The organism is Kribbella steppae, assembly GCF_004342025.1.
Lineage (GTDB): Bacteria > Actinomycetota > Actinomycetes > Propionibacteriales > Kribbellaceae > Kribbella > Kribbella steppae.
Window position 1 is genome coordinate 220,604 of record NZ_SLWN01000013.1, and the last position, 21,219, is coordinate 241,822.

General features: G+C 66.8%; 16 protein-coding genes and 1 pseudogene. 4 read left to right on the forward strand and 13 right to left on the reverse strand.

The features are described 5' to 3' along the window. Positions 1-7 precede the first annotated feature (7 nt). Positions 8-1,219, forward strand: a complete 1,212-nt coding sequence (locus tag EV652_RS33330) for a hypothetical protein (RefSeq protein ID WP_199238542.1) — start codon at positions 8-10, stop codon at positions 1,217-1,219. Between the two features lie 81 nt (positions 1,220-1,300). On the opposite strand, the gene EV652_RS33335 is transcribed toward EV652_RS33330, so the two are convergent. The 5 genes from EV652_RS33335 to abc-f all read right to left on the reverse strand — a co-directional run bounded on the left by EV652_RS33335 (position 1,301) and on the right by abc-f (position 7,678). Beyond that, positions 1,301-1,987 carry a response regulator transcription factor gene (locus EV652_RS33335; protein WP_132213257.1) on the reverse strand — a complete coding sequence of 229 codons (687 nt, stop codon included), beginning with the start codon at positions 1,985-1,987 and terminating at the stop codon, positions 1,301-1,303. After that, positions 1,984-3,195 carry a sensor histidine kinase gene (locus tag EV652_RS33340; protein WP_132213258.1) on the reverse strand — a complete coding sequence of 404 codons (1,212 nt, stop codon included), beginning with the start codon at positions 3,193-3,195 and terminating at the stop codon, positions 1,984-1,986. Before EV652_RS33340 ends, EV652_RS33335 begins: the two co-directional genes overlap by 4 nt. A 74-nt stretch (positions 3,196-3,269) precedes the next feature. Further along, positions 3,270-5,489 carry an MMPL family transporter gene (locus EV652_RS33345; RefSeq protein ID WP_158441366.1) on the reverse strand — a complete coding sequence of 740 codons (2,220 nt, stop codon included), beginning with the start codon at positions 5,487-5,489 and terminating at the stop codon, positions 3,270-3,272. 196 nt (positions 5,490-5,685) lie between these two features. Then, positions 5,686-6,057 carry an ATP-binding cassette domain-containing protein gene (locus tag EV652_RS33350; protein ID WP_242002150.1) on the reverse strand — a complete coding sequence of 124 codons (372 nt, stop codon included), beginning with the start codon at positions 6,055-6,057 and terminating at the stop codon, positions 5,686-5,688. Next, positions 6,050-7,678, reverse strand: coding sequence for a ribosomal protection-like ABC-F family protein (abc-f, locus tag EV652_RS33355; RefSeq protein WP_132213260.1), 1,629 nt, complete (start codon positions 7,676-7,678; stop codon positions 6,050-6,052). The genes EV652_RS33350 and abc-f overlap by 8 nt, the downstream gene beginning before the upstream one ends. Positions 7,679-8,077: 399 nt before the next feature. On the opposite strand from abc-f, the gene EV652_RS33360 reads away from it, so the two are divergent. Next, positions 8,078-9,145, forward strand: coding sequence for a ferritin-like domain-containing protein (locus EV652_RS33360; RefSeq protein WP_132213261.1), 1,068 nt, complete (start codon positions 8,078-8,080; stop codon positions 9,143-9,145). 17 nt (positions 9,146-9,162) lie between these two features. Here EV652_RS33360 and EV652_RS33365 read toward each other — a convergent pair whose 3' ends face one another. Further along, positions 9,163-11,913, reverse strand: coding sequence for an ATP-binding protein (locus EV652_RS33365; protein WP_132213262.1), 2,751 nt, complete (start codon positions 11,911-11,913; stop codon positions 9,163-9,165). A gap of 243 nt (positions 11,914-12,156) precedes the next feature. On the opposite strand from EV652_RS33365, the gene EV652_RS33370 reads away from it, so the two are divergent. Continuing rightward, positions 12,157-13,545: an SIR2 family protein gene (locus EV652_RS33370; RefSeq protein WP_158441368.1), complete on the forward strand. Its 1,389-nt coding sequence runs from the start codon at positions 12,157-12,159 to the stop codon at positions 13,543-13,545. A 4-nt stretch (positions 13,546-13,549) separates the two neighbouring features. On the opposite strand, the gene EV652_RS33375 is transcribed toward EV652_RS33370, so the two are convergent. Both EV652_RS33375 and EV652_RS33380 read right to left on the reverse strand, forming a co-directional pair. Continuing rightward, positions 13,550-14,758 carry a low temperature requirement protein A gene (locus tag EV652_RS33375; RefSeq protein WP_199238543.1) on the reverse strand — a complete coding sequence of 403 codons (1,209 nt, stop codon included), beginning with the start codon at positions 14,756-14,758 and terminating at the stop codon, positions 13,550-13,552. Positions 14,759-14,775: 17 nt separating this feature from the next. Beyond that, positions 14,776-15,318 (reverse strand): hypothetical protein, encoded by a 543-nt coding sequence (locus tag EV652_RS33380; protein ID WP_132213264.1) that lies wholly within the window; start codon positions 15,316-15,318, stop codon positions 14,776-14,778. Between the two features lie 305 nt (positions 15,319-15,623). Between EV652_RS33380 and EV652_RS33385 the strand changes: the two genes are divergently transcribed. Then, the gene (locus EV652_RS33385; protein ID WP_132213265.1) at positions 15,624-16,463 is read left to right on the forward strand and encodes an alpha/beta hydrolase; all 840 of its coding nucleotides are present in this window, start codon (positions 15,624-15,626) and stop codon (positions 16,461-16,463) included. A gap of 127 nt (positions 16,464-16,590) precedes the next feature. On the opposite strand, the gene EV652_RS33390 is transcribed toward EV652_RS33385, so the two are convergent. From EV652_RS33390 to EV652_RS33410, 5 genes and pseudogenes are all read right to left on the reverse strand, one after another. Continuing rightward, on the reverse strand, positions 16,591-17,937 hold the full coding sequence (locus EV652_RS33390; RefSeq protein ID WP_132213266.1) for a phosphomannomutase/phosphoglucomutase: 1,347 nt from the start codon (positions 17,935-17,937) through the stop codon (positions 16,591-16,593). A gap of 42 nt (positions 17,938-17,979) precedes the next feature. Further along, complete coding sequence (locus EV652_RS33395) at positions 17,980-19,038, reverse strand: glycoside hydrolase family 130 protein (protein ID WP_242002151.1); 1,059 nt, start codon at positions 19,036-19,038, stop codon at positions 17,980-17,982. Positions 19,039-19,061: 23 nt separating this feature from the next. After that, the gene (locus tag EV652_RS33400; RefSeq protein WP_132213267.1) at positions 19,062-19,886 is read right to left on the reverse strand and encodes a carbohydrate ABC transporter permease; all 825 of its coding nucleotides are present in this window, start codon (positions 19,884-19,886) and stop codon (positions 19,062-19,064) included. Next, positions 19,883-20,776 (reverse strand): carbohydrate ABC transporter permease, encoded by an 894-nt coding sequence (locus tag EV652_RS33405; protein ID WP_242002152.1) that lies wholly within the window; start codon positions 20,774-20,776, stop codon positions 19,883-19,885. The genes EV652_RS33400 and EV652_RS33405 overlap by 4 nt, the downstream gene beginning before the upstream one ends. Positions 20,777-20,856: 80 nt before the next feature. After that, positions 20,857-21,219, reverse strand: a pseudogene (locus tag EV652_RS33410) (sugar ABC transporter substrate-binding protein); the annotation flags it as partial.

Below are 21,219 nucleotides of genomic sequence, written 5' to 3' on the forward strand. Positions count from 1 at the left end.
TGACTTGATGCCACGTCGCCGCGTGACCCACCGGATCCTCACCCTCGCCGGCACCTTCGCCATCGCGCTCGCCGTCCCCCTCCCCGCGGCGGGAGGAGGGGACCGCGGTCAGGTCAAGCCTCTCCCCGCGCTGGGTGCTCTCGGCGCGAACTACAACGAGAACCTCGACCAGCTGGACTATCGCGAGCTGCGAACGGCCCGGGCCGACTGGGTCCGCGGCTTTTACACCCTGCCCGAGGCCGACCATGTCCCGCCGGCGCAGAGCGACACCATCCGGGTGATCCGCGAGGCCCATGCCCGGGGATTTCACACCGTGCTGAGCCTGAAGTTCCCCATGGCCGGAATCTCCTTCCCGCAACCCGGCAGTGCGGAGATGACCGCCGAGCTGGCGCGACTGGACCGCGTGCTGCCGCTGGTGCTCGGGACGGTCGACGTGGTCACCATCGGCAACGAGCCGTTCATCGAGAGCATGCCGGGCCAGCGCGACGAGCGGCTCAACCGGTTCTACGAGACCGTCGCACGCCACGTCATCGAGACCCGGGCCACACTCTGTGGCACCGACTGCGCCACTCATCTGTTCATGGGAGCGCTGAACCGGCTGGACCTGCCGGCGAACCGCACCTCCGCCGTCGAACGGTACCTCGCCTTTGTCCGCGAGACGCCCGAGATCGAGGGCGTCGACCTCCATCCACACCTTGCCGACGAGGCCGGTATCCAGGACTTTCTGGATTACACCCTGCCGCGGCTTCGCCCCGGCCAGACCTTCCTGGTCACCGAGTTCTCGCTGGTCTGGTACTGGCAGCAACACCTGACCGACCGGATCCCGGCCACCTTCGCCCAGCGCTACGGCTACGGCCCCGACACCCAGGTGTGGCAAGTCATCGGCGAGGCGATCGAGCACCCCTTCCCGTCGCACAAGTGGAACGACCTCCTCTCGCAGAGCCCCTGGTTCCAGTCCAAGAAGCACTTTCTGCGCGACGAGATGGCGCGCTTGCGAAGTACGGGCCGGCTCGCCGTGGCGACGTACGGCTTCATCCAGAACCCCTCGATGACGACCGGCTGGAGCGCCACAAAGCCGCCCTGGCTGCTCAACAGCGTGTTCGCAACGCTGACGGTGCAGCCCAGCGACCAGGGCATCTCGACACCGGGCTACGCCTGGATCGCCGACTTCCGTCGGGTGCAGGAGCAGTCCGACGACGACCTGGAGTTCACCCGATGACCGTTCAGAGTTCGAGCCAGCCTGGACCCCAATCCCTGCCGTCACCCGCCGGGTGTCAGTAGTCCGGGATGCGGTGTCGGATCAGGTGTTGCCAGGGTCCGGCGGGACCAGGCCGTTCTTGTAGGCCAGGACGACGAGTTGTGCCCGGTCGCGGGCACCGAGCTTGTTCATCGCCCGTTGGATGTGGGTGCGCACTGTGAGCACGCTGAGGTGGAGTTCGCCGGCGATCTCGTCGTTGGACTTGCCATCGGCTGCCAGTTTCATGGCCTCGCGCTCGCGGTTGGTCAGGTCGCGGATCCCTGGGGCGGTGGGCAGCGAGGCGGCCGATCCTGGTGGCGGGGTGGAGAGGAACTGGGTGATGAGGGCCTTGGTCGCACCCGGGGACAGCAGGCTCTCGCCGGCGGCGACAGTACGGATGGCTTCGAGCAGGGCGTCGGTAGTGACGTACTTGCCGAGGAAGCCGCTGGCACCGGCGCGGAGTGCGCGGGCGACGTGCTCGTCGTTCTCGAACGTGGTGAGGATGAGCACCCGGGTGCCGGCCAGGTCGGAGTCAGCGCAGATGGTCTCGGTGGCGGTCAGTCCGTCAGTTCCGGGCATCCGCACGTCCATCACGACGACGTCGGGATGATGCATCCGGGCGAGGCCGACGGCCTGTGCGCCGTCGGCGGCCTCTGCGACGACCTCGAGGTCGTCGCAGGAATCGATCAGCATCCGGAAGGTGCCCCGCAAGAGCGCTTGGTCGTCGGCGAGGAGGACGCGGGTGGTCACGACGTCACCTGCGGCGCCGGGACGTGTGGCGCGGACACGCGGGGTTGCACGGGCAGGTCGGTCACGACCTCGAAGCCGACGTCCCTGCTGTCACTCACGCGCAGATCTCCTCCGATCGAATGGGCACGTTCCCGCATGCCGATGATGCCGTAGCCGTGATCGCCGGGTCCCGATTCGTCGTCGGGACGCACATCGTTGGTCACCGTGATCGTGAGCCTGGTGCTGCTGTACCGGAGGCGTAGGGACGCGACCGCGGAGGCAGAGTGCTTGGTGGCATTGGTGAGGGCCTCCTGGATGATGCGGTAGGCGGTGAGGTCGACCCCGGGCGACAGATCTCGAGGTTCTCCCTCGATCTCGAGGTTGACTGCGAGACCTGCCGATCTGCAGACCTCCAACAGGTCCGTGAGTTGGTCCAACCCCGGCGCGGGTTCGAGGTTCTCCGTGTCGGTGCCCATCTGGCGCAGTACACCGACCGTGTCGCGCAGCTCGAGCATGACCGAGGACGTGGTGGCCTGGAGCTCGGTGAGGATCTTCTTGCTGAGCTCTGGATCGGTCTCGAACAGATGAGCCGCGGTGCCGGCCTGAGCATTGGCCACGGCCATGTGGTGGGCCACGACCTCATGGAGATCGCGAGCGATTCGCATGCGCTCCTCCGTGACGCGTAGCCGGGCCTCTTCGTCGCGGGTCCGCTCGGCGTGCTCGGCCCGGGCATGGACGGCGTCGAGATAGGCGTGGCGCAGCCGGGACCTGCTACCCATTGCCAGAGGCAACAGCAACCACAGGGCAGGTCCGACGGCGCGCAGCACCACCGTCCCGTCGATGGTGACACCGACCGCGGTGCTGACAACCAGGACGACCGCGATGCCGCCGTACGCCCAGGTCGTCCGGGAAGAACTGGTGGCAGCCAGCCAGTACAGCGCAACCATCACCGGTGCCAACAGCAACGGGGTGAGGAGGAAGCCAAGGCTTCCCGTGGCGACCGCGCAGGCCGTGGTCACCATGACGGTGACCCGTGGGTGTTCGCGTGCCTTCAGCAACGCCAGGCAGGCGAGCCCTGTCACTGCCTCGGCGACCCAGACGTCTTGCGGACGGCTCTCGCCTGGAGCGATCAGGTTCGCGCCGAGCACCGCGGCACCGAGTAGTGCGATCACGATGAACACATCGGTCAGGCGCGGATTTCGCTCGGCGTACTCGTCCACGCTGACCATGGGTGACCTCCCTCTTGGTGTACTGCGTTCTGACGTCGATTGTCCCCGGACGACCGAGCGCGGCGTCATAGGTGTCACGGCGTATGCGCGGGTAGGGGCTCTTCGGGGCGCGTGGGCTGCTCACTCACCGGGGTCCGGTTCAGGCTCTCGCCCTCGATATCGACCCGCGGGAGGATTCTGCCCAGCCGGCCCGGGAGCCACCAGGCCCGGTGGCCGAGGAGCGCGAGCACGGCGGGGCCGATGGCCATGCGGACCACGAATGCGTCGAGGAGCACCGCAGCCGCGAGGCTGAAGCCGATCATCTTGATGAAGGCATCATGCTCGAAGATGAACCCGGCGAAGACGGCCATCATGATCAGGGCGGCCGCGACCACGACGCGAGTGCTGTGCCGGAGCCCGGTTTCGAGCGCCCGCCGCGGTTCCTCACCGTGGACGTACGCCTCCCGCATTCGCGAGACCAGGAACACCTCGTAGTCCATCGCCAGCCCGAACACGATGCCGATCATGAAGATCGGCACCGCGCTCATGATCGGACCGGTCTGCTCGACGCCCAGCAGGTCCGCGGCGAAGCCCTCCTGGAAGACCAGGACCACCGCGCCCAGGGCGGCCAGCACCGAGAGCAGGAACCCCAGGGCTGCCTTGAGAGGAATCAGGATCGAGCGGAAGACCACCAGCAACAGCAGTACGGCGAGCCCGACCACGGTGGCCAGGTAGGGCACCAGAGCACCCTGAAGCTTGGCGGACAGGTCGATGTTGATCGCCGTGGTTCCAGTCACCTGGAACGTCGCACCCATGCCCTCGGTGAACTGCGATCGCGCATCACGCAGATCGCGCACCAGGTCCTTGGTCGCCTCATCGGTGGGGCTGGTGGAGGGAACGGCGTCGAAGAACGCGGTGTCTCCTGCGTCGTTGAACTGCGGGGGCGAGACCGAAACCACACCCTCCACCGCAGCAACGTCGGCTGCGATCGAGGTGACTGCCTGCTTCGGGTCGGCCGCATCACCGGCGTCGACCACGATCATCAGGGGACCGTTGAAGCCCGGTCCGAAAGCCTTGGCCAATTCGTCGTAGGCACGGCGCTCGGTGGCCGAGGTCGGCTTGGACTCATCCCCCGGCATCCCCAATCGCAGTGCGGTCGCGGGAATCGCAAGCGCTCCGAGCAGCACCACACCGAGAGTCAGGACCGCTACCGGGCGGCGAAGTACGAAGCGTGCCCACCATGTTCCACCGCGGCCCAGGGACTTCTCGCCGGCGGCGGCGGGCTGGCCCGCGGTACGGCGCGCCGAGCGAGACAACACCTTGTCAGGCACGAACCCGAGGACCGCCGGCACGAGAGTGAGTGCGACCAGGACGGCCACCACCACCGCCGCGACAGCAGCCAACCCCATCTTGGTCAGCATCGGGATACCGACCACAGCCAGGCCGGCCAGCGCGATCACCACGGTCAGACCCGCGAAGGCCACGGCGGAGCCCGCGGTACCCGCCGCCAGGGACACGGCCTCGACCGCGGACAGACCGCGCGCCCGCTCCTCGCGGTAGCGCGAAACCACGAACAGCGCGTAGTCGATCCCCACCGCAAGGCCCAGCATCAACGCCATAGTGCCGGTGGTCGCCGACAGCCCGAGTGCATCACTGACCGCAAGCGTCGACAGCATGCTCACCCCAACTCCGAGCAGAGCAGTCAGCAGCGGCAGCCCCGCGGCGACCAGCGACCCGAAGGTGATCAGCAAGATCACCGCAGCCAACGAGATGGCGATGATCTCGGCGACACCGCCTCCACCGCTGGACTCCATCGCGGACCCACCGGCCTCAACCGTCAACCCGGCGTCCCTGGCGATACCGGCAGCGGCATCGAGCTGCGCGCGACTGACGTCGGTGACCCCGCTGGCCGGCACGGTGTACATCACACTCGCGTACGCCGCCGATCCGTCCCTGCTGACCCCACCCGCCTGGAACGGGTCGGCCACCATCTCCACCTGATCACCGTCGCCAAGCCGCTCGAGCGCCGACTCGATGGCCGACTTGAAAGGCGCCGAGGTCACCGCCTTGCCCTCCGGAGCCACGAACACCACCGTCGCACCACCGGCATCGGCCGTGAGTCCGGCAAACCGTTCCTGCATCAGTTCGAACGCCCGTTGCGACTCGACGCCAGGCACCGAGAAGTCATCATCGGGAACTGAAGGTGCCGTCAGCCCCCCGAAGAGCGCTCCGGCCAGGATCACCAGCCAGGCGAGGACCACCGGACCACGGCGCTTGAAGGCGAACCGGCCAAGCCGAGCCAAGATCGTTGCCACAGGACGTCTCCATCCGAGAATTTGTCGGGAGACATCACCGTCCCAACCACAACCACCCCGCGTCGTCATGCAATCAACGACACCTATCTACTCAATCCGAACCACTTCATCGCGACGACACTCATGCGACAGCAGTATCTGCACGGCGCAACGCGACCGGCACAGCAATCACCATGATTGCCACGCCGACCGCCACTCAGACCTCGAGCTCGAGGCGTGGCTCGGCGAGCGCCGTCGTCAAGAGATCGAGCGCGGCGAGGTCGTCGCGAGCCTCCCGGAGAGCATCATCGAGTACGTCGGCCGCCGTCTGCTCAGGCTTGAACGGCAACTCCTGCTCGAGAAACCCCGGCTCCGCAGGCTGTACTACGCTGCCGCCGTCCGGCTCGTCCGTGCCGGCCAACAGCCGCAACAGCGTGCTCTTGCCGACGCCGTTCTCCCCGATCGGACCGATCCGCTGCCCGGGTGACGCGGTCAGCGAGACCTCGTCGAGGACCCGCCGCGTCCCGAGGTCCGGACGAGATCCTGAGCGATCGAGCAGCGCCCGTCCGTCCAACCGGAGGTCAGCCACGGCCCGCGTCCGTCTCCAGCAACCGCCGATCGTCGAGTCGGAGCCATCTCGACACCTTGATCTCGGTGAGGAAGCGCTCGTCGTGGCTGACGACGATGAAAGCGCCCTCGTAGGCGTCGAGAGCGCTTTCGAGTTGACCGACGCTGAGAAGGTCGAGGTTGTTGGTGGGTTCGTCCAGGAGGAGTAGTTGTGGGGCGGGTTCGGAGTACAGGACGCAGGCGAGGGTGGCTCTCAGGCGTTCGCCGCCGGAGAGAACGCCGACCGGGAGGTGGATGCGTGCCCCGCGGAAGAGGAAGCGGGCCAGCAGGTTCATTCGTTGTGCTTCGGGCATGCCGGGGGCGAAGGTGGCGAGGTTCTCGGCGATGGTGCGGTCGAGGTCGAGGAGGTCCAGGCGTTGGGAGAGGTAGGCGATACGGCCGTCCGCGCGTTTGACCTCACCGGATTCGGGGGCGAGATCGCCGTGGATCAGTCTGAGGAGCGTGGATTTACCGCTGCCGTTGGGACCGGTGAGGGCGATGCGCTCCGGGCCGCGGACGGTGAGGTCGGCGTCGGAGAAGATCTCGCGGCCGCCCAGACTGACCCGTAGGCCTTCGCCGTCGAAGACCGTGCGGCCTGCCGGGACATTCGTCGCCGGGAGTTGGAGCGCGATCTTCTGCTCGTCGCGGACCGCCCGGCCGGCCTCGTCGAGGCGGGCCTTGGCTTCGTTGACTCGCGCAGTCTGCGTCTCGTTCGCCTTACCTGCCGACTGCTGCGCGTTGCGCTTCATCGTCCCGGCGAAGATCTTCGGCAGGCCCGCGTTGCCGAGGTTCTTGCTCGCATTGCTCGCCCGCCGCGCCGCGCGTTCGCGGGCCTGCTGGAGTTCGCGCTTCTCGCGCTTGACCTCCTGCTCGGCGTTGCGCAGGTTCTTCTCGGTGACTTCCCGCGCTGCCTGCGCAGCTTCCTCGTACGCGGTGAAGTTCCCGCCGTACGACCGGACTTCAGTGCGATCCAGTTCGGCGATGCGGTCCATCCGGTCGAGGAGGGCGCGGTCATGGCTGACCAGGAGGAGGCAGCCGGCCCAGTCCTCGAGTACGTCGTACAGCTTGCGTCGGGCAACCAAGTCGAGGTTGTTGGTCGGTTCGTCGAGGAGCAGGACGTCCGGCCGCTTCAGCAGCTGGGCCGCCAGGCCGAGTGAGATGACCTGGCCTCCGCTGAGTGTGCTCAGGTTTCGCTCGAGCTCAAGATGTCCGAGACCGAGCCGGTCGAGCTGGGCGACCGTGCGCTCCTCGATGTCCCAGTCGTCGCCGACCGTGGTGAAGTGTTCGTCCGCGACGTCACCGGACTCGATCGCGTTCAGCGCCTGGATGATCGGCGCGACGCCGAGCACTTCCGCAACCGTCAGATCGCCGGCCAGCGGCAGGGATTGCGGCAGATAGCCGACCACCCCTTCGACAGTGACGCTGCCCGAGGTGGGGTGGAGCTCCCCGGCGATCAGCTTCAGCAGCGTGCTCTTCCCGGCACCGTTCGGTGCGACCAGACCGGTGCGCCCAGCACCGATCGCGAACGACAGCCCGTCGAAGACAGGTGTGTCGTCGGGCCAGGAGAAGGACAGGTTGGAGACAACGACAAATGCATCAGACATGCGGACGACCTCGAGGTGAGATGAGATGCCGAGCGTGCAGCAGCCGCTCGGCGGGAGACAGGAAGACGGAACGACGAAAAGGCCACGGCTCCACGAACCAGCGGCCTGTCACCTCGGGACTCACCCGGAGATGTCGTCTTCACCCACCACGTCTGATCTCCTCCAAATATCTCATCGTCCACGGTAGCAAACGACGAACGCGGTCCTGACGGGCCTTTCACCGCACACCCCTGCGCCCGCGTCGTCCGGGACAACGGCCCGGTCGCCGACACCATGCCCGGGACCTCAGACCGGGGGGTGGCCGGGGTATTCACAGGCGCGCGCGCTCCTGGCTGGCTCCGACAGTTGACTTACAGCACTCAAGAACCCACCCATGTCGGCAGCCGAAGTGAGGCACTCATGAATCAGGCAGGCCGGCAACGGAACGTCGTGGCGTCCCCGAGGGCGCGGATCGACACGCTGGAAAGCCTTCGCGAGCACCTCCAGTGGGCGATCGAACTGGAGCACGCCACCCTGCCGCCGTACCTCTGCGCGCTCTATTCGCTCGGCGAGCGGAACCCAGACGCCGTTCAAGTGGTCAGCAGCGTCTTCGTCGAGGAGATGATCCACCTCGCGCTGGCCGCGAACCTCCTCAACGCCGTCGGCGGGACGCCCTGTCTGGACAAGCCCGAGATGCTGCCCCGCTACCCTCGGCGCCTGCCCCACGGCGACCGCTCGCTGGAGTTCTCACTGGTTCCATTCGGGCCGGAGGCACTCGAGATGTTCCTCCGCCTCGAACAGCCGGCGCCGCCCGGTGCACCGGCCGAGAGTGACGACTACGAGACGATCGGGCAGTTCTACAGCGCGATCGAACAAGGACTGCACCGCCTCTGCGCCCAACTCGGCGAGCAGAAGGTCTTCTCCGGCGAACCGGCTCGCCAGGTCGTCGCGGACCACTTCAGCCACACCGCCGGACGACTGCCCCAGGTCGACGATCTCGACACGGCCCTCGTGGCGCTGACGGAGATCGTCGAGCAGGGCGAGGGCAGCCCGCGGGGCGAGGTCTGGGACGGCGACCAGGACATCTTTCACCCCGAGCGGGGCGAGGTTGCGCACTACTACCGCTTCGTCGAACTCAAGGTGGGTCGGCGCTACCGGTGCGGCGACACTCCACGATCCGGGCCCACCGGCGAGGCTCTCCCGGTTGACTACAGCGGCGTCCACCCGATGCGTCGCAACCCGCGACTGGCTGACCATCCCCTCGACAGCCCGATCCGAACCGCCCAGGCAGCGTTCAACCACACGTACTGCGCACTGCTCCAGTTGCTGGATCAGGCGTTCAACGGCAGCCCGACACTGCTCGGGGCAGCGGTCGACACCATGTACACGCTCAAGGCACAGGCACAGAGCCTGATGCAGATGCCCGACGGGGACGGCCGCACAGCCGGCCCGACCTTCGAGTACGTCGAACCCGCACTCCGCCGATGAGCCGGGCCGGGCAGGCCTTACACGTTGAGGAGGGTGCCGGAGAGTTCTCGGCGGGAGCCGATCCCGAGCTTGGCGAAAACCTTGTGGAGGTGCCACTCGACGGTGCGTGGGCTGAGGAACAACTCAGCACCGATCTCGGGGTTCGTGCGCCCCTCCGCCGCCAATCGAGCAATCTGAGCCTCTTGCGCTGTGAACCCCTCCCGAGCCTCGACGGATCGACTGCGGAGCGTCTCGCCGGTGGCGACCAATTCGCGACGGGCTCGTTCGGCGAAGGCCTCCACGCCCATCTCGGTGAGCAGGTCGTACGCCGACCTCAGGTGGTTGCGGGCTTCGCGACGGCGGTTCTCCCGCCGCAGCCACTCGCCGTAGAGCAACTGAGCGCGGGCGTGCTCGACGCGCAGGCGAGTCCGGCCGAGCCGCTCGACTGCCTCGACGTAGTAGCCCTCGGCCGCTTCTCCTCGGCTCACCTGCGCGTGGGATCGGGATTCGATTCCCAGGGCCCAGTCGGTACCGCTGGCCCTGGTTGTCCGAGTCAGCAACTCGAATGCATCCGCGGCGCCGTCGGGGTGGCCGCTTCGCGCGGCGGCCTCGACCAGTTCGACCAGCGACCAGGTGGAGAATCCGAGCTCGTCGGGGTATCCGGCTCCTTGCTCTGCGGCTCTCAGCGCTTCCTGGTAGTTCCCCAAACCGTTGTGGAGAACGGCCGATGAGTAGTCGACGATGCTGAGTCCCATGCCCTCACCTCGCGCTGCGGCCTCCGCAACGGTCGATCGAGTGAGGCCGGAGACAATCTCTGGCCGTCCCTGCCACGCGGCGAGCGCCAAAGCGCCGTACGGCGGCAGAGGATTGCCCATGACCTCGTTGACCGTCGAGACCTCGTCGACCAGCGCGGCCGCCTCCGCGAACTCACCGGCGAGGAAATGAAGGCCCATGCGGCTGTTGAGTGCGATCGGCAGCACCGCCAGGGCTCCGGCTTGCCGCGCCAGGCGAAGGTGGCGTGTACAGAACACCTCCCAGCTCTCGTCGTCCCACACGTCATGGGCGGCATGCGTGGCGAGCCATAGCCAGCGAAGTGCATCGGCGACCGACACCTCGTCGGTTCGCCAGGCGTTCAGTGCAGACCGCAGTGGTGGGACGCCTTCCGCATACCCATCGGTCATCAGCAACGCCATACCGTCCAGCAACAGATCGGCTGGACGCTCGGTCGACGGAGGTGCCGCGCGGGCCGCCCGGGCGACATCGCGGGCGTCCACATCTCCGGCCAGACGTCCGACCATCAACCCCGCCGCCAATGCGTCGAGGTAGATGTCGCGGGCGGCAGTTGCGTCCACCGCTTCCATCCGCCGCGCTGCTGACAGCAGCAGGGGCGGCGCGTCGCGGCCATGGCTGGAGAAGAACGCTATCTGGGCCCGGAGAACTTCCACCCTGGCACGAGTAGGCCCCTCGAGCGGCGCAGTCTCGATGTCCGCCAGAAGTGCCAGTGCCGCGTCCGACGAGCCGGATTGGTGCCAGGCCCTCGCGGCAGCCAGGATGCGGGCAGGACGTCGAGCGGGGTCCTGGGTCAATTCGATGGCACGTTCGAGAAAGGCCGCCTGCGCCGCGAGACCTCCTCGGGCGCGCGCCCGATCTGCGCACCTTTCCAGTTCGACGGCGACCTCCTCATCGGGGCCGCTTGCCGCGTGCGCCAGATGCCACGCCCGCCGGTCGGGATCAAGCTCCGGATCGGTCTCCTCGGCCAGAGCAAGGTGCACGGCTCGCAAGTCGGTCACCTCTGCGGCCCGAACAACGGCGGATCGCACCAACGGGTGCCGGAACCGAACTCTCGCGCTCAGCTCGATCAGGCCCACCCGCACCGCCGGCGCTGAGGCTGCGAGGTCGACATCGAGCCGCTGCATGGCTCGTCCTAGCAGGCTCAGATCCCCGACGGGTTCGAGGGCAGCCGCAAGCAAGAACAGGCGCGTCGGTCCGGGAAGTGCTGCCAATCGCTGCGCGAAGCCCTGCTCCAGGTGAGTCTCCAACGGCACGGCATCCGCCAGACCGAACCCGAAACTGAGCTCGGCCGTCGAAAGGCCGCGGGGAAGTTCCAGCAGCGCCAACGGGTTGCCCCGAGTCTCGGCGACGATCGTCTCGCGCACCCGATGGTCTACGTCGCCCGTCAGGACAGACTCGAGCAGCGCGTGCGCATCGGCGTCCCCCAGCCCTCGAACGTTCAGCGTCGGTTGCCCGGTCAGGTCGCTGTCCTCGTGCTCGCCCCGGATCGCGAAGACCAGCGCGACCGGATCGGCCAGTTGGCGACGTGCAACGAACGCGAGTGTCTGGGCCGAGATGGGGTCGAGCCACTGCGCGTCATCGATCACACACACCAACGGCTGCTCCTCCGCCACGTCCGCGAGCAGGCTCAGCACCGCCAGTCCGATCAGGAATCTGTCCGGCGGTGGCCCGATGTGCATCCCGAAAGCCGTGGCCAACGCATCGCGCTGCGGCCCCGGCAGGCGATCGAGATGGTCCAGCATCGGCGCGCACAACTGGTGCAAGCCAGAGAAGGGCAACGCCGCTTCGGACTCGGCACCCGCCGCTCGTGCGAGCCGGCAGGTCGGCCGTAGCCCACTCGCCAAGTAGTCCAGCAGGGCTGTCTTGCCGACGCCGGCCTCGCCGCGCAGCACCAGCACCTGGCTCGCGCCGGCGCGCACATTCCCCACGAGGGCGTCAAGGGTCGCGCACTCGCTCTGCCTGCCGCGCAGCTCTGTGGGCAGCCGGTGTGACGTCACGACGACGACCGGGCACCGGGGGAACCACGTGCTGTCGTCGTGCCCATTTGAGCCTCCAGGCGAGGTCCATGACTGCCCAAGCGGCCTCGACGACTCACATGATCGTTCGGGAAACACGCGCCGGATCGGGCGGGAACCCTCCGCCGGATCATCTCACACGTTCAGCACAACGGCCGGTGGCACGAACGCCTGACGGATCCTCGAAGTGGAACGAGCGCGGGCAGGACGTGGCACGCTGGTCGGGTGACCATCGACCGGTACGAGCTCGTGGGGATCTTCGGCGGCGCTGTCGATGCCGGCGTTGCCTCACTGTTCGTGGGCGCCGGTCTGTCCGCGGCAGCCGGACTGCCGACCTGGAGCGATCTCCTCGGCCCGCTCGCCGCCGAGATCGGCGTAGGGGGTGAGTTCGCGGATCTACCGCTGCTCGCCGAGTACTACGAGCAGAACGGTCCCGGGCGGCGGCCGGCGTTGGAGAACCACCTGCGCAACGTGTTGTCGGCGTACCGGACACCGGCTGAGAGTCATCGCCTGATCGCGAAGCTCCCGATCGACGAGATCTGGACGACCAACTTCGACTCGCTGCTGGAAGCGGCAGCTCCCGATGCCAGCGTCGCCGCTCATGACAACGATGCTCTCGACATCGGCACCGGGCGCCGGACGATCATCAAGATGCACGGCAGCCTCAGTCTCGATGGCCCATCGGTCTGGATCGCGCCGCCGGTGATCACCCGCAGCGACTTCGAGCAGTACGAAGACACTCATCCCCGGATGTGGGCACTCCTGCGAGCGTCGTACCTCACCCGCACCATGCTTTTCCTCGGTTTCAGCTTCGCTGACCCCAACATCGACGTCCTACTGCGGCTTGCCCGCCGATACGGCACCACAGCCGCTGACCGGCACCTCACCGCTCTGCGTCGACCGGTCGACCCCAAGGGCATCCAACTCCACGAACTGCGGGTCCGCGACCTGGAGAACAGCGGTGTGCATGTCTGCGAGATCAGCGACTTCAGCGAACTCACCCCCATGCTGCACGCAATCACCACCCGAACCCGGCCGGAACGCTTGTTCGTCAGCGGGAGTGGCGACACGTCACAGCTGAAACCGTGGTACGACAAGCTCGCGGTCGCGCTCACCACGCGTCCTCCGTCGTGGCAGCTCGCCTCGCTCGGCGGACCGGCCGGATGGGGCGTCACGAGCCGGCTCGCCGAGCTCCTGCGTGCCAACAATCGCTACACGCCTGACCGGTTCCGCATCTACCTCCGCAAGAATCCCGGAGAGCAGACGCCACTGACGGACGCGCACTTCGGCACCGCGATCTTCACCGACCTCGAGCGGGATGAACTCGTCGGCAGCGTCCTGGACAACTGCCGCGCACTGCTTGTTATCTGCGGAGGAGACAGCGCCTTCGACGAGGTCCGATCGGCTCTCGAGCGCGGAGTGAGCGTCATCCCCCTCGCATCCAGCGGCGCGACCGCACGCGCTGTCTGGGACAGCTCGACCACGCCTCCGGACCTCGGCGGCCGCCCGTGCGATCCCCAGGTCTGGCGCAACCTGGCCGACCCCGATCCGGACGTAGCCGTGATGGCCGCGATGACCGCGATCGACCAAGCGATGTGCCGCCCCAGGACCTAGAACATCAGCTTTCGCGCACGACCTCGAGCAAGGTACGGCGAATCGCCTGCTGTGGCAGGGGTGGGCGGAGGACCAGGACAGCGACGACCAGGGTCATGACGACGGCTGTGATCGCGAATGGAATCGGGAGTATCGGGTCGAGGAGGACGAGGACAACTGCCAGGGGGATGACTGCGTTGACGACGCGGTCGGCGGTGCCGCGGAGCGCGATCCACCAGATGCCCAGGACAAAGATCGCGATCGGGACAGTGACGGTGAAGGAGGCGGTGACTTCCCCGAGTTTGCTGTGGTGGGTCAAGACGTCGATCTCGACTTCAACGCCCGCCGACAAGGCGCCGGCTGCGGCGAAGACGAAGTAGTGAACGTAGCCGTAGCGCAGGGAGCTGCCGAAGGAGCTGATGGCTCGGTGATGTGGTGGCCAGAAATACATCCACCACAGAGCCGCGGTGACTACGAGGGTGAGCACCGCGATCGAGATGAGTGGACCGAGGGCCTGGTCGTCGTGCAGGGCCTCAATGATGGCGTTGGCCGAGGCGAGGAGGCTCTCACCGAGCAGGATGAGCGTGAACAGGCCGTAGCGTTCCGTGATGTGGTGTGGGTGCCACGGTGTCGTCCCCTGTCTCTCGGCGACGATGGGGATGGCGATCTCGGCCGCGATGAGTAGGAACAATGCGACGGACGAGACGGGGCCAGTCAGGAGCAGCTGGACCAGCCACAGGACCTGGACGGTCGCGATGCCACCGGCGTAGATCTGGGTGGCGCGTCGGCTTGGTCCTGCGGACCGGGAGGCGCGGAGCCACTGGGCGACCATCGCGACGCGCATGACGACGTAGCTCAGGACGAGGACGGTGAAGTCTCGGTCGGCGAAGACCGGTTCGATGCCGGCGGCCAGGACCAGTACGCCGCCCATTTGGACGATGGTGAGAATCCGGTAGAGCCAGTCGTCGGTGGCAAAGGAGGTGGCGAACCAGGTGAAGTTCATCCAGGCCCACCAGATGCCGAAGAACACCACGCTGTAGGCGATCAGGCCGTCGGTGATGTGCGCCTCGGTGAAGGCGTCATGGAGCTCGGCCGCCGCGATGCTGACGGCCACGACGAAGACCAGGTCGAAGAACAACTCCAGCGATGAGGCGGTCCGGCCGGGCTCGTTGGGATCGTGTGGCCGCATCGGGAACAGGCGAGACTTCGCCGGCGCAGCGGTGGGTGACGTCATCACCCGTCCTCCTCAGGTCAGTGTCGCCAGGTCGCGAACAGCGCGTCCGGTTCGCCGTCTGAAAGTGCGCCGCCGTAGAATGTCTCCTCCGAGACCAGGAACGCATATGGCTCCAGATCTGCGGAGAAGACCTCGACCACGTGTGTCGGGTCCATGCCGATCACATCCGTAGTACGTGGATTCGGCGTTGACATGACAACTCCGATGAGCGCCTTCTGCTGCATCCGCTCGATCAGGTCGCGCCAGTTGGACAGGTGCTCGATGATCTCCAGGGCGACGAAGAAGTGTGCCTCCCGTGGTGGCGTCCAGTCGTTCAGATCGACGCCGTCGATGCCGCCGTCCACGGGGATGTACCGGCCCCGCCACCCGTACTCGGCGCGCAGGCAGTAGTCCAGCTCGGTCATACCGGCGCCGACGTCCACGACGGTCATGTCGTGGGTGAGGCCGCTCGCTGTCAACCAGTCGGCAGCAGCGCGGTACCGGACGGCACGGAACTCGTACTTGCCAGTGCGATCGTCCAGGTAGGAGTCGCAGGACTGAATGGTGGGAGTCCAGGTCATCAGCGAACCACCCTTTCGATCAACAGGTCTCGGGACTTCGATCAGTGCCTCTGGTCCAGCAGTTCAACTGTCGGAGCCGAGCAGATGAGCGCGCGCCTGTGAGTACCCCAGCCACCCCCGGGTCTGAGGCCCCGGACCAACGGCGGACAGCGGCGAGTGGATCAGGACAACCCGGCGCCGGGTGAAGTAACGGGCGGGCGACCAGGGCATCGACCCGGGACTACGCGGGTGCCCTGGGCCTGCCCTCACACCCAGAGTGGCGACATCCCCTCACCAACGGACTCACCACACACCAGGAGGACCACATGCAAACTCATGCCACGCCCGAGACCGCCACTCCCCCAGGCCGCCGCCGAAGAATCGCCGCGCTCGGGGCCGCCGCACTGGCTGTCCTGACCGCCGCTGTGTCCCTCACGGTGCCGGCCGAGGCGCACACCAGCAAGCCGACGATCGTGCTCGTCCACGGCGCGTGGGCCGACAGCACCAGTTGGGACAAGGTCACCCGGCAACTCAAGGACGACGGCTACCGCACCGTGACCCCCAGCCTCGGCCTCAACAGCGTCGCCGAGGACGTCGCGATCGTCAGTACGGCGCTGAACAAGATCTCGGGTAAGAAGGTGCTGGTATCGCACTCGTACGGCGGCATCGTCACCGCCGGCGCCTCCCACGGCCGCACGGACATCTCCGCGTTCGTCTACGCAGCCGCCCTGGTATCTGACGAGGGGGACTCGATCGCCAGCCTCGGCGCCGACTTCACCCCATCCGAGGCCTTTGGGCACCTGATCTTCACCGGCGAACCCTTCGCCTCGCCGGCCTTCATCGACCCGGCCTTCTTCCATCAGTTCTTCGCCCAGGACCTCAGCAAACGACAGGCGGCCGTGCTGAACGCCGCCCAGAGGCCGCTGAACTTCTCGATCGTCGGGACACCCTCCGGCCCCGTGGGCTGGCACGACGTTCCGTCCTGGTACGCCGTTTCCGGCCAGGACCGCATGATCGACCCGGCCGAGGAACGCTGGATGGCGGCACGCGTCGGCGCCACCGTTGTCGAATTCCCCGACGCCAGTCACGTCGGCGGAATCACCCGGCTGGCGTCACACTTCACCGCGCTCATCGAACACGCGGTGCACTCAACCCGAGTGCGGTAACCGCGAGCTCCGGCCACTTCAAACGGAGCAGCTCACTGGCCAGGCCCTCCTCCTCGGGCCTGGCCAGTAAGCACGTGGGCAGCAAGGCGCAGACTCCGGCCGACGGTGTCGCGTTGCCCATGACCGTTCACTGGTCCAAAAGGGTCACCACGTCTTGGCGGAGCCGGGTCATGCTGTCGTGGTCGGTTGCCTCGATGTTGAGGCGGAGTAGTGGTTCGGTGTTGGAGGGGCGCAGATTGAACCACGCTCCGTCGGGCAGGGTGATGGTCAAGCCGTCCAGTCGGTCTACGGTCGCGCCGTGTGCTGTGTAGTGCGTTTCGACTCGGTCCAGAACGGCGGGGAGATCGGCGATCGTGCAGTTGATCTCGCCGCTGTCAACGTATCGGGAGGACTGGGCTGCCAGCGCTGACAGCGGCTGGTCGGTCTCCCCCAGGGCCGCCAGCACGTGTAGGGCCGCCAACATGCCGGTGTCGGCGCGCCAGAACTGGCGGAAGTAGTAGTGGCCGGAGTGTTCCCCGCCAAATATCGCGCCGTGGTCGGCCATGGCCTGCTTGATGAACGAGTGTCCGACTCGGCTGCGGACGGGTGTGCCACCGCGCTCGGCGATCTGCTCGGCGACAGCTTTGCTGGCGACGACGTTGTAGACGATCGCGGAGCCGGGGTGCCCGGCGAGTTCCCGCGCGGCGATGAGGCTGATGACGTTGTTGGGAGACACGGTTTCGCCGTTCTCGTCGACGAAGAAGCACCGATCGGCGTCACCGTCGAAGGCGAGGCCGACATCGGCGTGGTGCAGTCGAACCGCAGCACGCAGGTCGACCAGGTTGGCCGGGTTCAGCGGGTTGGCCTCGTGGTTGGGGAAGGTGCCATCGAGATCGAAGTAGAGCGGCACGATGTCGAGGGCCGCGTCGTCGAGCACGACGGGGGCGGTGTGTCCAGCCATTCCGTTGCCGGCATCGATGACGATCTTCAACCGGCGGCTGCCGGCGAGACTGACGAGGCCGTGGAGGTACTTGGCGTACGAGGGCAACAGGTCCTCGGACTGCGAGGTTCCGGCCGGTCCGTCGTATGTCGGCAGTCCGGTCGCCAGCAGGGTCCTGATGTCGGCGAGGCCTGTGTCCTGCCCGACAGGTCTCGCTCCGGCGCGACAAAGTTTGATGCCGTTGTAGGCAGGCGGGTTGTGACTGGCGGTGATCATTGCGCCGGGCACGTCACGTGACCCGGAGGCGAAGTACAGCAGATCGGTGGAGGCCAGCCCGATTGCGAGCACGTCGATGCCGCGGCTGTTGATGCCAGCTGCCAAGGCGTCGGCCAGTTCGGGTGACGACACTCGCATGTCGTGTCCGACCGCGATCAGGTTCGCGCCACTCAGGTGTGCGAAGGCGGCGCCGATCTGGTAGGTCAGTTGGGCGTCGAGCTGGTCCGGCACGGTGCCGCGGATGTCGTACGCCTTGATCAGGCTTGTGAGGTCTCGCATGGCTGTCTGGTCCTTAGCTTCTCGGTGAGCTGAGCGAGGCGATCATGAGGACCGGTCGAGCCTGGCTACGCCGATCTTGGAGTCGGCCATGCCGTAGAACACGTAGTGCACGCCGCCGACCTCCTCGATGGCGGTCGGGAACACCACGTTGGCGACTGTCCCGGTCCGTTCTTCGTCCGTTTCCGGCACGAGGATCGGTTCGGCGGTGCGGTCCAGGACCTTGGTCACATCGGATGCGTCGAGCAACAATGCCCCGGCTGCATAGATGACCTTTTGCGTGGTCGGGTCGAAGCCTTGCGGCTGCTCACCCGTCACGCCGTGGTGGATCACCAACCACCCCTCCGGCACTCGCAGCGGAGCCGGCCCAGCCCCGATCTTGAGCTCCTCGAACGGATGCTCCGACATCGCCACCAGCCGGTGGTTCCGCAGGTACACGAGGTTGCGTACATCACGCTCGACATCAGCCACCGGCACGAACGACACCCAGATCCCCGGCCGGTCGTCGGTGATCCCGGCCGGCAGGTGCACGCCTTCCCCCTCGCGGAACCAGCCGAGATCCCACATCGGCCGGTGCAGCATCGCGTACGAGGGCTCGCCGTCCGGGCCGGTCACGGGTTCGGGGAAGAACACCGTGTCCTTGTTCGGGAACAGGTTCAGGTCGGTGTCCAACCAAGGTTGGTACTCGAAGTGCAGCGGTCCGAGCCGCTCCCAGTTCCGCAGGTCCGATGACACCGCGAGCGCGGGCTTCGGCCCGAGCGGCCCGTACGCGACGTACGTCATCACGTGCCTGCGTAGCGACGGGATCCAGGTAACTCGTGGATCCTCGACACCGGCGTTGTTCAGGCCGCGCTCCCAGCCCTCGTCGGGAGCGAGCACGATCCCTTCGCGGAACACACCGGTCGGTACACCATCAGTGAGCTCGACCTTCGCCAGCCCGACCCGGGACACGTTGCCGGAAGCAACCAGCCGCGGGAGCAGGTACAGGGTACCGTCCGGCGTGTGGCCGGTGGCGGGGTTCAGCACCCCTTCGACTTCCAGGTCGTTGCCGGGTTCGGGCGTCATCAGGACGCCGACGCGGGTCAGGGTGTAGGAAATGGTCACAACAGCAAGCCCTTCTCGGATGGTCAGCCCTTGATCCCGGACTCGATGCCCTGGGAGATGAAGCGGCGCTGAAAGACGGTGAACAGACCCACAGCTGGGGCGGCTAACACGCAGGCCCCGGCGAGAACCGCGCCGAATGGGTTCGCCGCGCGCGCCGACACGGTGGTCAGGTAGTTCGACAGGGACACCGCGAGCGGCTGCAGATCCTGCTGCTTGGTGATCAGAAACGGCCACAGAAACTCGTTCCACGGACCGATGAACGTGATCAGCACCCCGGTCAGCAGGGCAGGTTTGACCAACGGGAGGGCCACCCGCCAGAGGATGTTCAGCTCATTCGCGCCGTCGATCCGGGCCGCGTCGAACAGCTCCTGCGGCAGTTGCAGGAAGTACTGCCGGAAGACGAACACCGCCGTGGAGTTGATGGCGAACGGCGCGATCATGCCGAGGTAGGAGTCGGCCAGTCCATAGCTGCGCACGATCATCACGTACAGCGGAATGGTCAGCAGTTGGAACGGGATCACCTGGACCAGCAGCATCAGGCCGAATACCGCACCCCGGCCGCGGAACTGCAGCCGGGCCAGCGCGTAGCCGGCGAGGACGCCGAACACCAGCGTCCCCAGGATGACCCCGCCGGTGAAGATTCCCGAGTTCAGCAGGGACCTGCCCAGGTTGATCGCGGTGTCGATCTCGGCATAGTTCCTGCCGGTCAGGTTCGCCGGCGAGGGGAAAGCGCCCTTGACGCTGGGGTCCGGTTCGGCCTGCAGGCTTCCGATCAGCATGTAGTAGAAGGGGAACAGGAAGACGAAGGCTCCGATCAGCAGGGCCAGGAATCGCCACGGACTTTTCATCGATCCTCCCGCCCGACGAACCGGCGTTCGAACAGAGCCAGCAGCAGCACGCCGATCACCAGCAGGACGCCGATCGCTGAGCCGACATCGGGGTTGCCCTGCTCGATCCCGCGCTGATACATCACCAGTACTGGCGATGCGGAGGCTCCGTCGGGGCCGCCGCCACCCGTGAGCAGATAGGGCTCGGTGAACAGGTTCGCCCCGGTTACAGTCGCCAGCAGGACGACCAGTGTTGTGGCGGGCCGCACTCCGGGGACGGTGACACTCCAGAAGGACTTCCACCGCCCGGCGCCGTCCACCGATGCCGCCTCGTACAGATCCTTCGACACGTTCTGCAGCGAGGCCAGGTACAGCAGGATGAAGAAGCCCAACTGCTTCCAGGTCACGTAGATCGCGATCGTCGGCATCGCGAGCGTGGAGTTCACCAGCCAGGACGGATCCGGAGCGAGCGGGCCGAGGATAGAGTTGATCAGCCCGTTCGAGTTGAACAGAAACAGCCAGACCCCGACCACGGCCACACTCGCCGCCACATAGGGAACGTAGTAGCTCACCCGGAAGAACGTCCGCCACCGGATCGCCGCGTTCAACGCGGTCGCCAGCACCAGCGACAGCACCACCGTCAGCGGCACGTTGATCAGCAGGAAGATCCCGACGTTGCCGAAGGCCCGGCGCACCGCGGGGTCCGACAGCGCTGCCGTGTAGTTGTCGAATCCCACGAACGGCCGTTCCACGATCGCGCCGGGCGCGGTGAAGAAGTAGTCGTGGAAGGACATGTAGACGGCGAACCCGAGCGGGTAGGCGAAGATCGCCGCAAGAAAGACGAGGTACGGAGCGACGAACGCAGTACCGATCGGTTGGTTGCCGAGGATCCGGCCGGACAGGGACCTCACGGAAGGCCGTCCGTCCAGGCGTCCGCCACTCCGGGTCCCACCGACAGACCTTCTGCCGGCCGAGGTACTGCGCATCAGAGTCATGGCTTCGAGGCGAGCTGATCGATCGTCTGGGCTGCGCCGTCGAGGGCCACGCCCGCGTCGTCCCGGCCGAAGATCACAGATTTCGAGTAGGCGTCCCGGAAGGTCTGCCAGATGGTGATCGAGTTCGGCACGTTCGGCACGTCAGTTGTCCGCGCGGCCTGGTCCGCGAACGTCTTGTAGTCCGGGTTCTTGGCGAAGTAGTCGGCGTACGTCGAGGCCACGTCCTTACGCAGGGGCATCTGGCCGGTGGTCTCGAGGAACTTGCCGTCCTGCTCCTTGCTGGTGGCGAACTTCAGCACCTCCCACGCGGTACCGCGGTTCTTGCAGGCCGAGTACATCGCGACGTTCTTCGCATCCGA

Bases quoted from the DNA above. Each gene is read 5' to 3' on its own strand.
- EV652_RS33400 (WP_132213267.1), bottom strand. From the start codon at position 19,886: ATGAAAAGTCCGTGGCGATTCCTGGCCCTGCTGATCGGAGCCTTCGTC.
- EV652_RS33380 (WP_132213264.1), bottom strand. From the start codon at position 15,318: ATGACCTGGACTCCCACCATTCAGTCCTGCGACTCCTACCTGGACGAT.
- EV652_RS33390 (WP_132213266.1), bottom strand. From the start codon at position 17,937: ATGCGAGACCTCACAAGCCTGATCAAGGCGTACGACATCCGCGGCACC.
- EV652_RS33375 (WP_199238543.1), bottom strand. From the start codon at position 14,758: ATGACGTCACCCACCGCTGCGCCGGCGAAGTCTCGCCTGTTCCCGATG.
- abc-f (WP_132213260.1), bottom strand. From the start codon at position 7,678: ATGTCTGATGCATTTGTCGTTGTCTCCAACCTGTCCTTCTCCTGGCCC.
- EV652_RS33385 (WP_132213265.1), top strand. From the start codon at position 15,624: ATGCAAACTCATGCCACGCCCGAGACCGCCACTCCCCCAGGCCGCCGC.
- EV652_RS33360 (WP_132213261.1), top strand. From the start codon at position 8,078: ATGAATCAGGCAGGCCGGCAACGGAACGTCGTGGCGTCCCCGAGGGCG.
- EV652_RS33330 (WP_199238542.1), top strand. From the start codon at position 8: ATGCCACGTCGCCGCGTGACCCACCGGATCCTCACCCTCGCCGGCACC.
- EV652_RS33340 (WP_132213258.1), bottom strand. From the start codon at position 3,195: ATGGTCAGCGTGGACGAGTACGCCGAGCGAAATCCGCGCCTGACCGAT.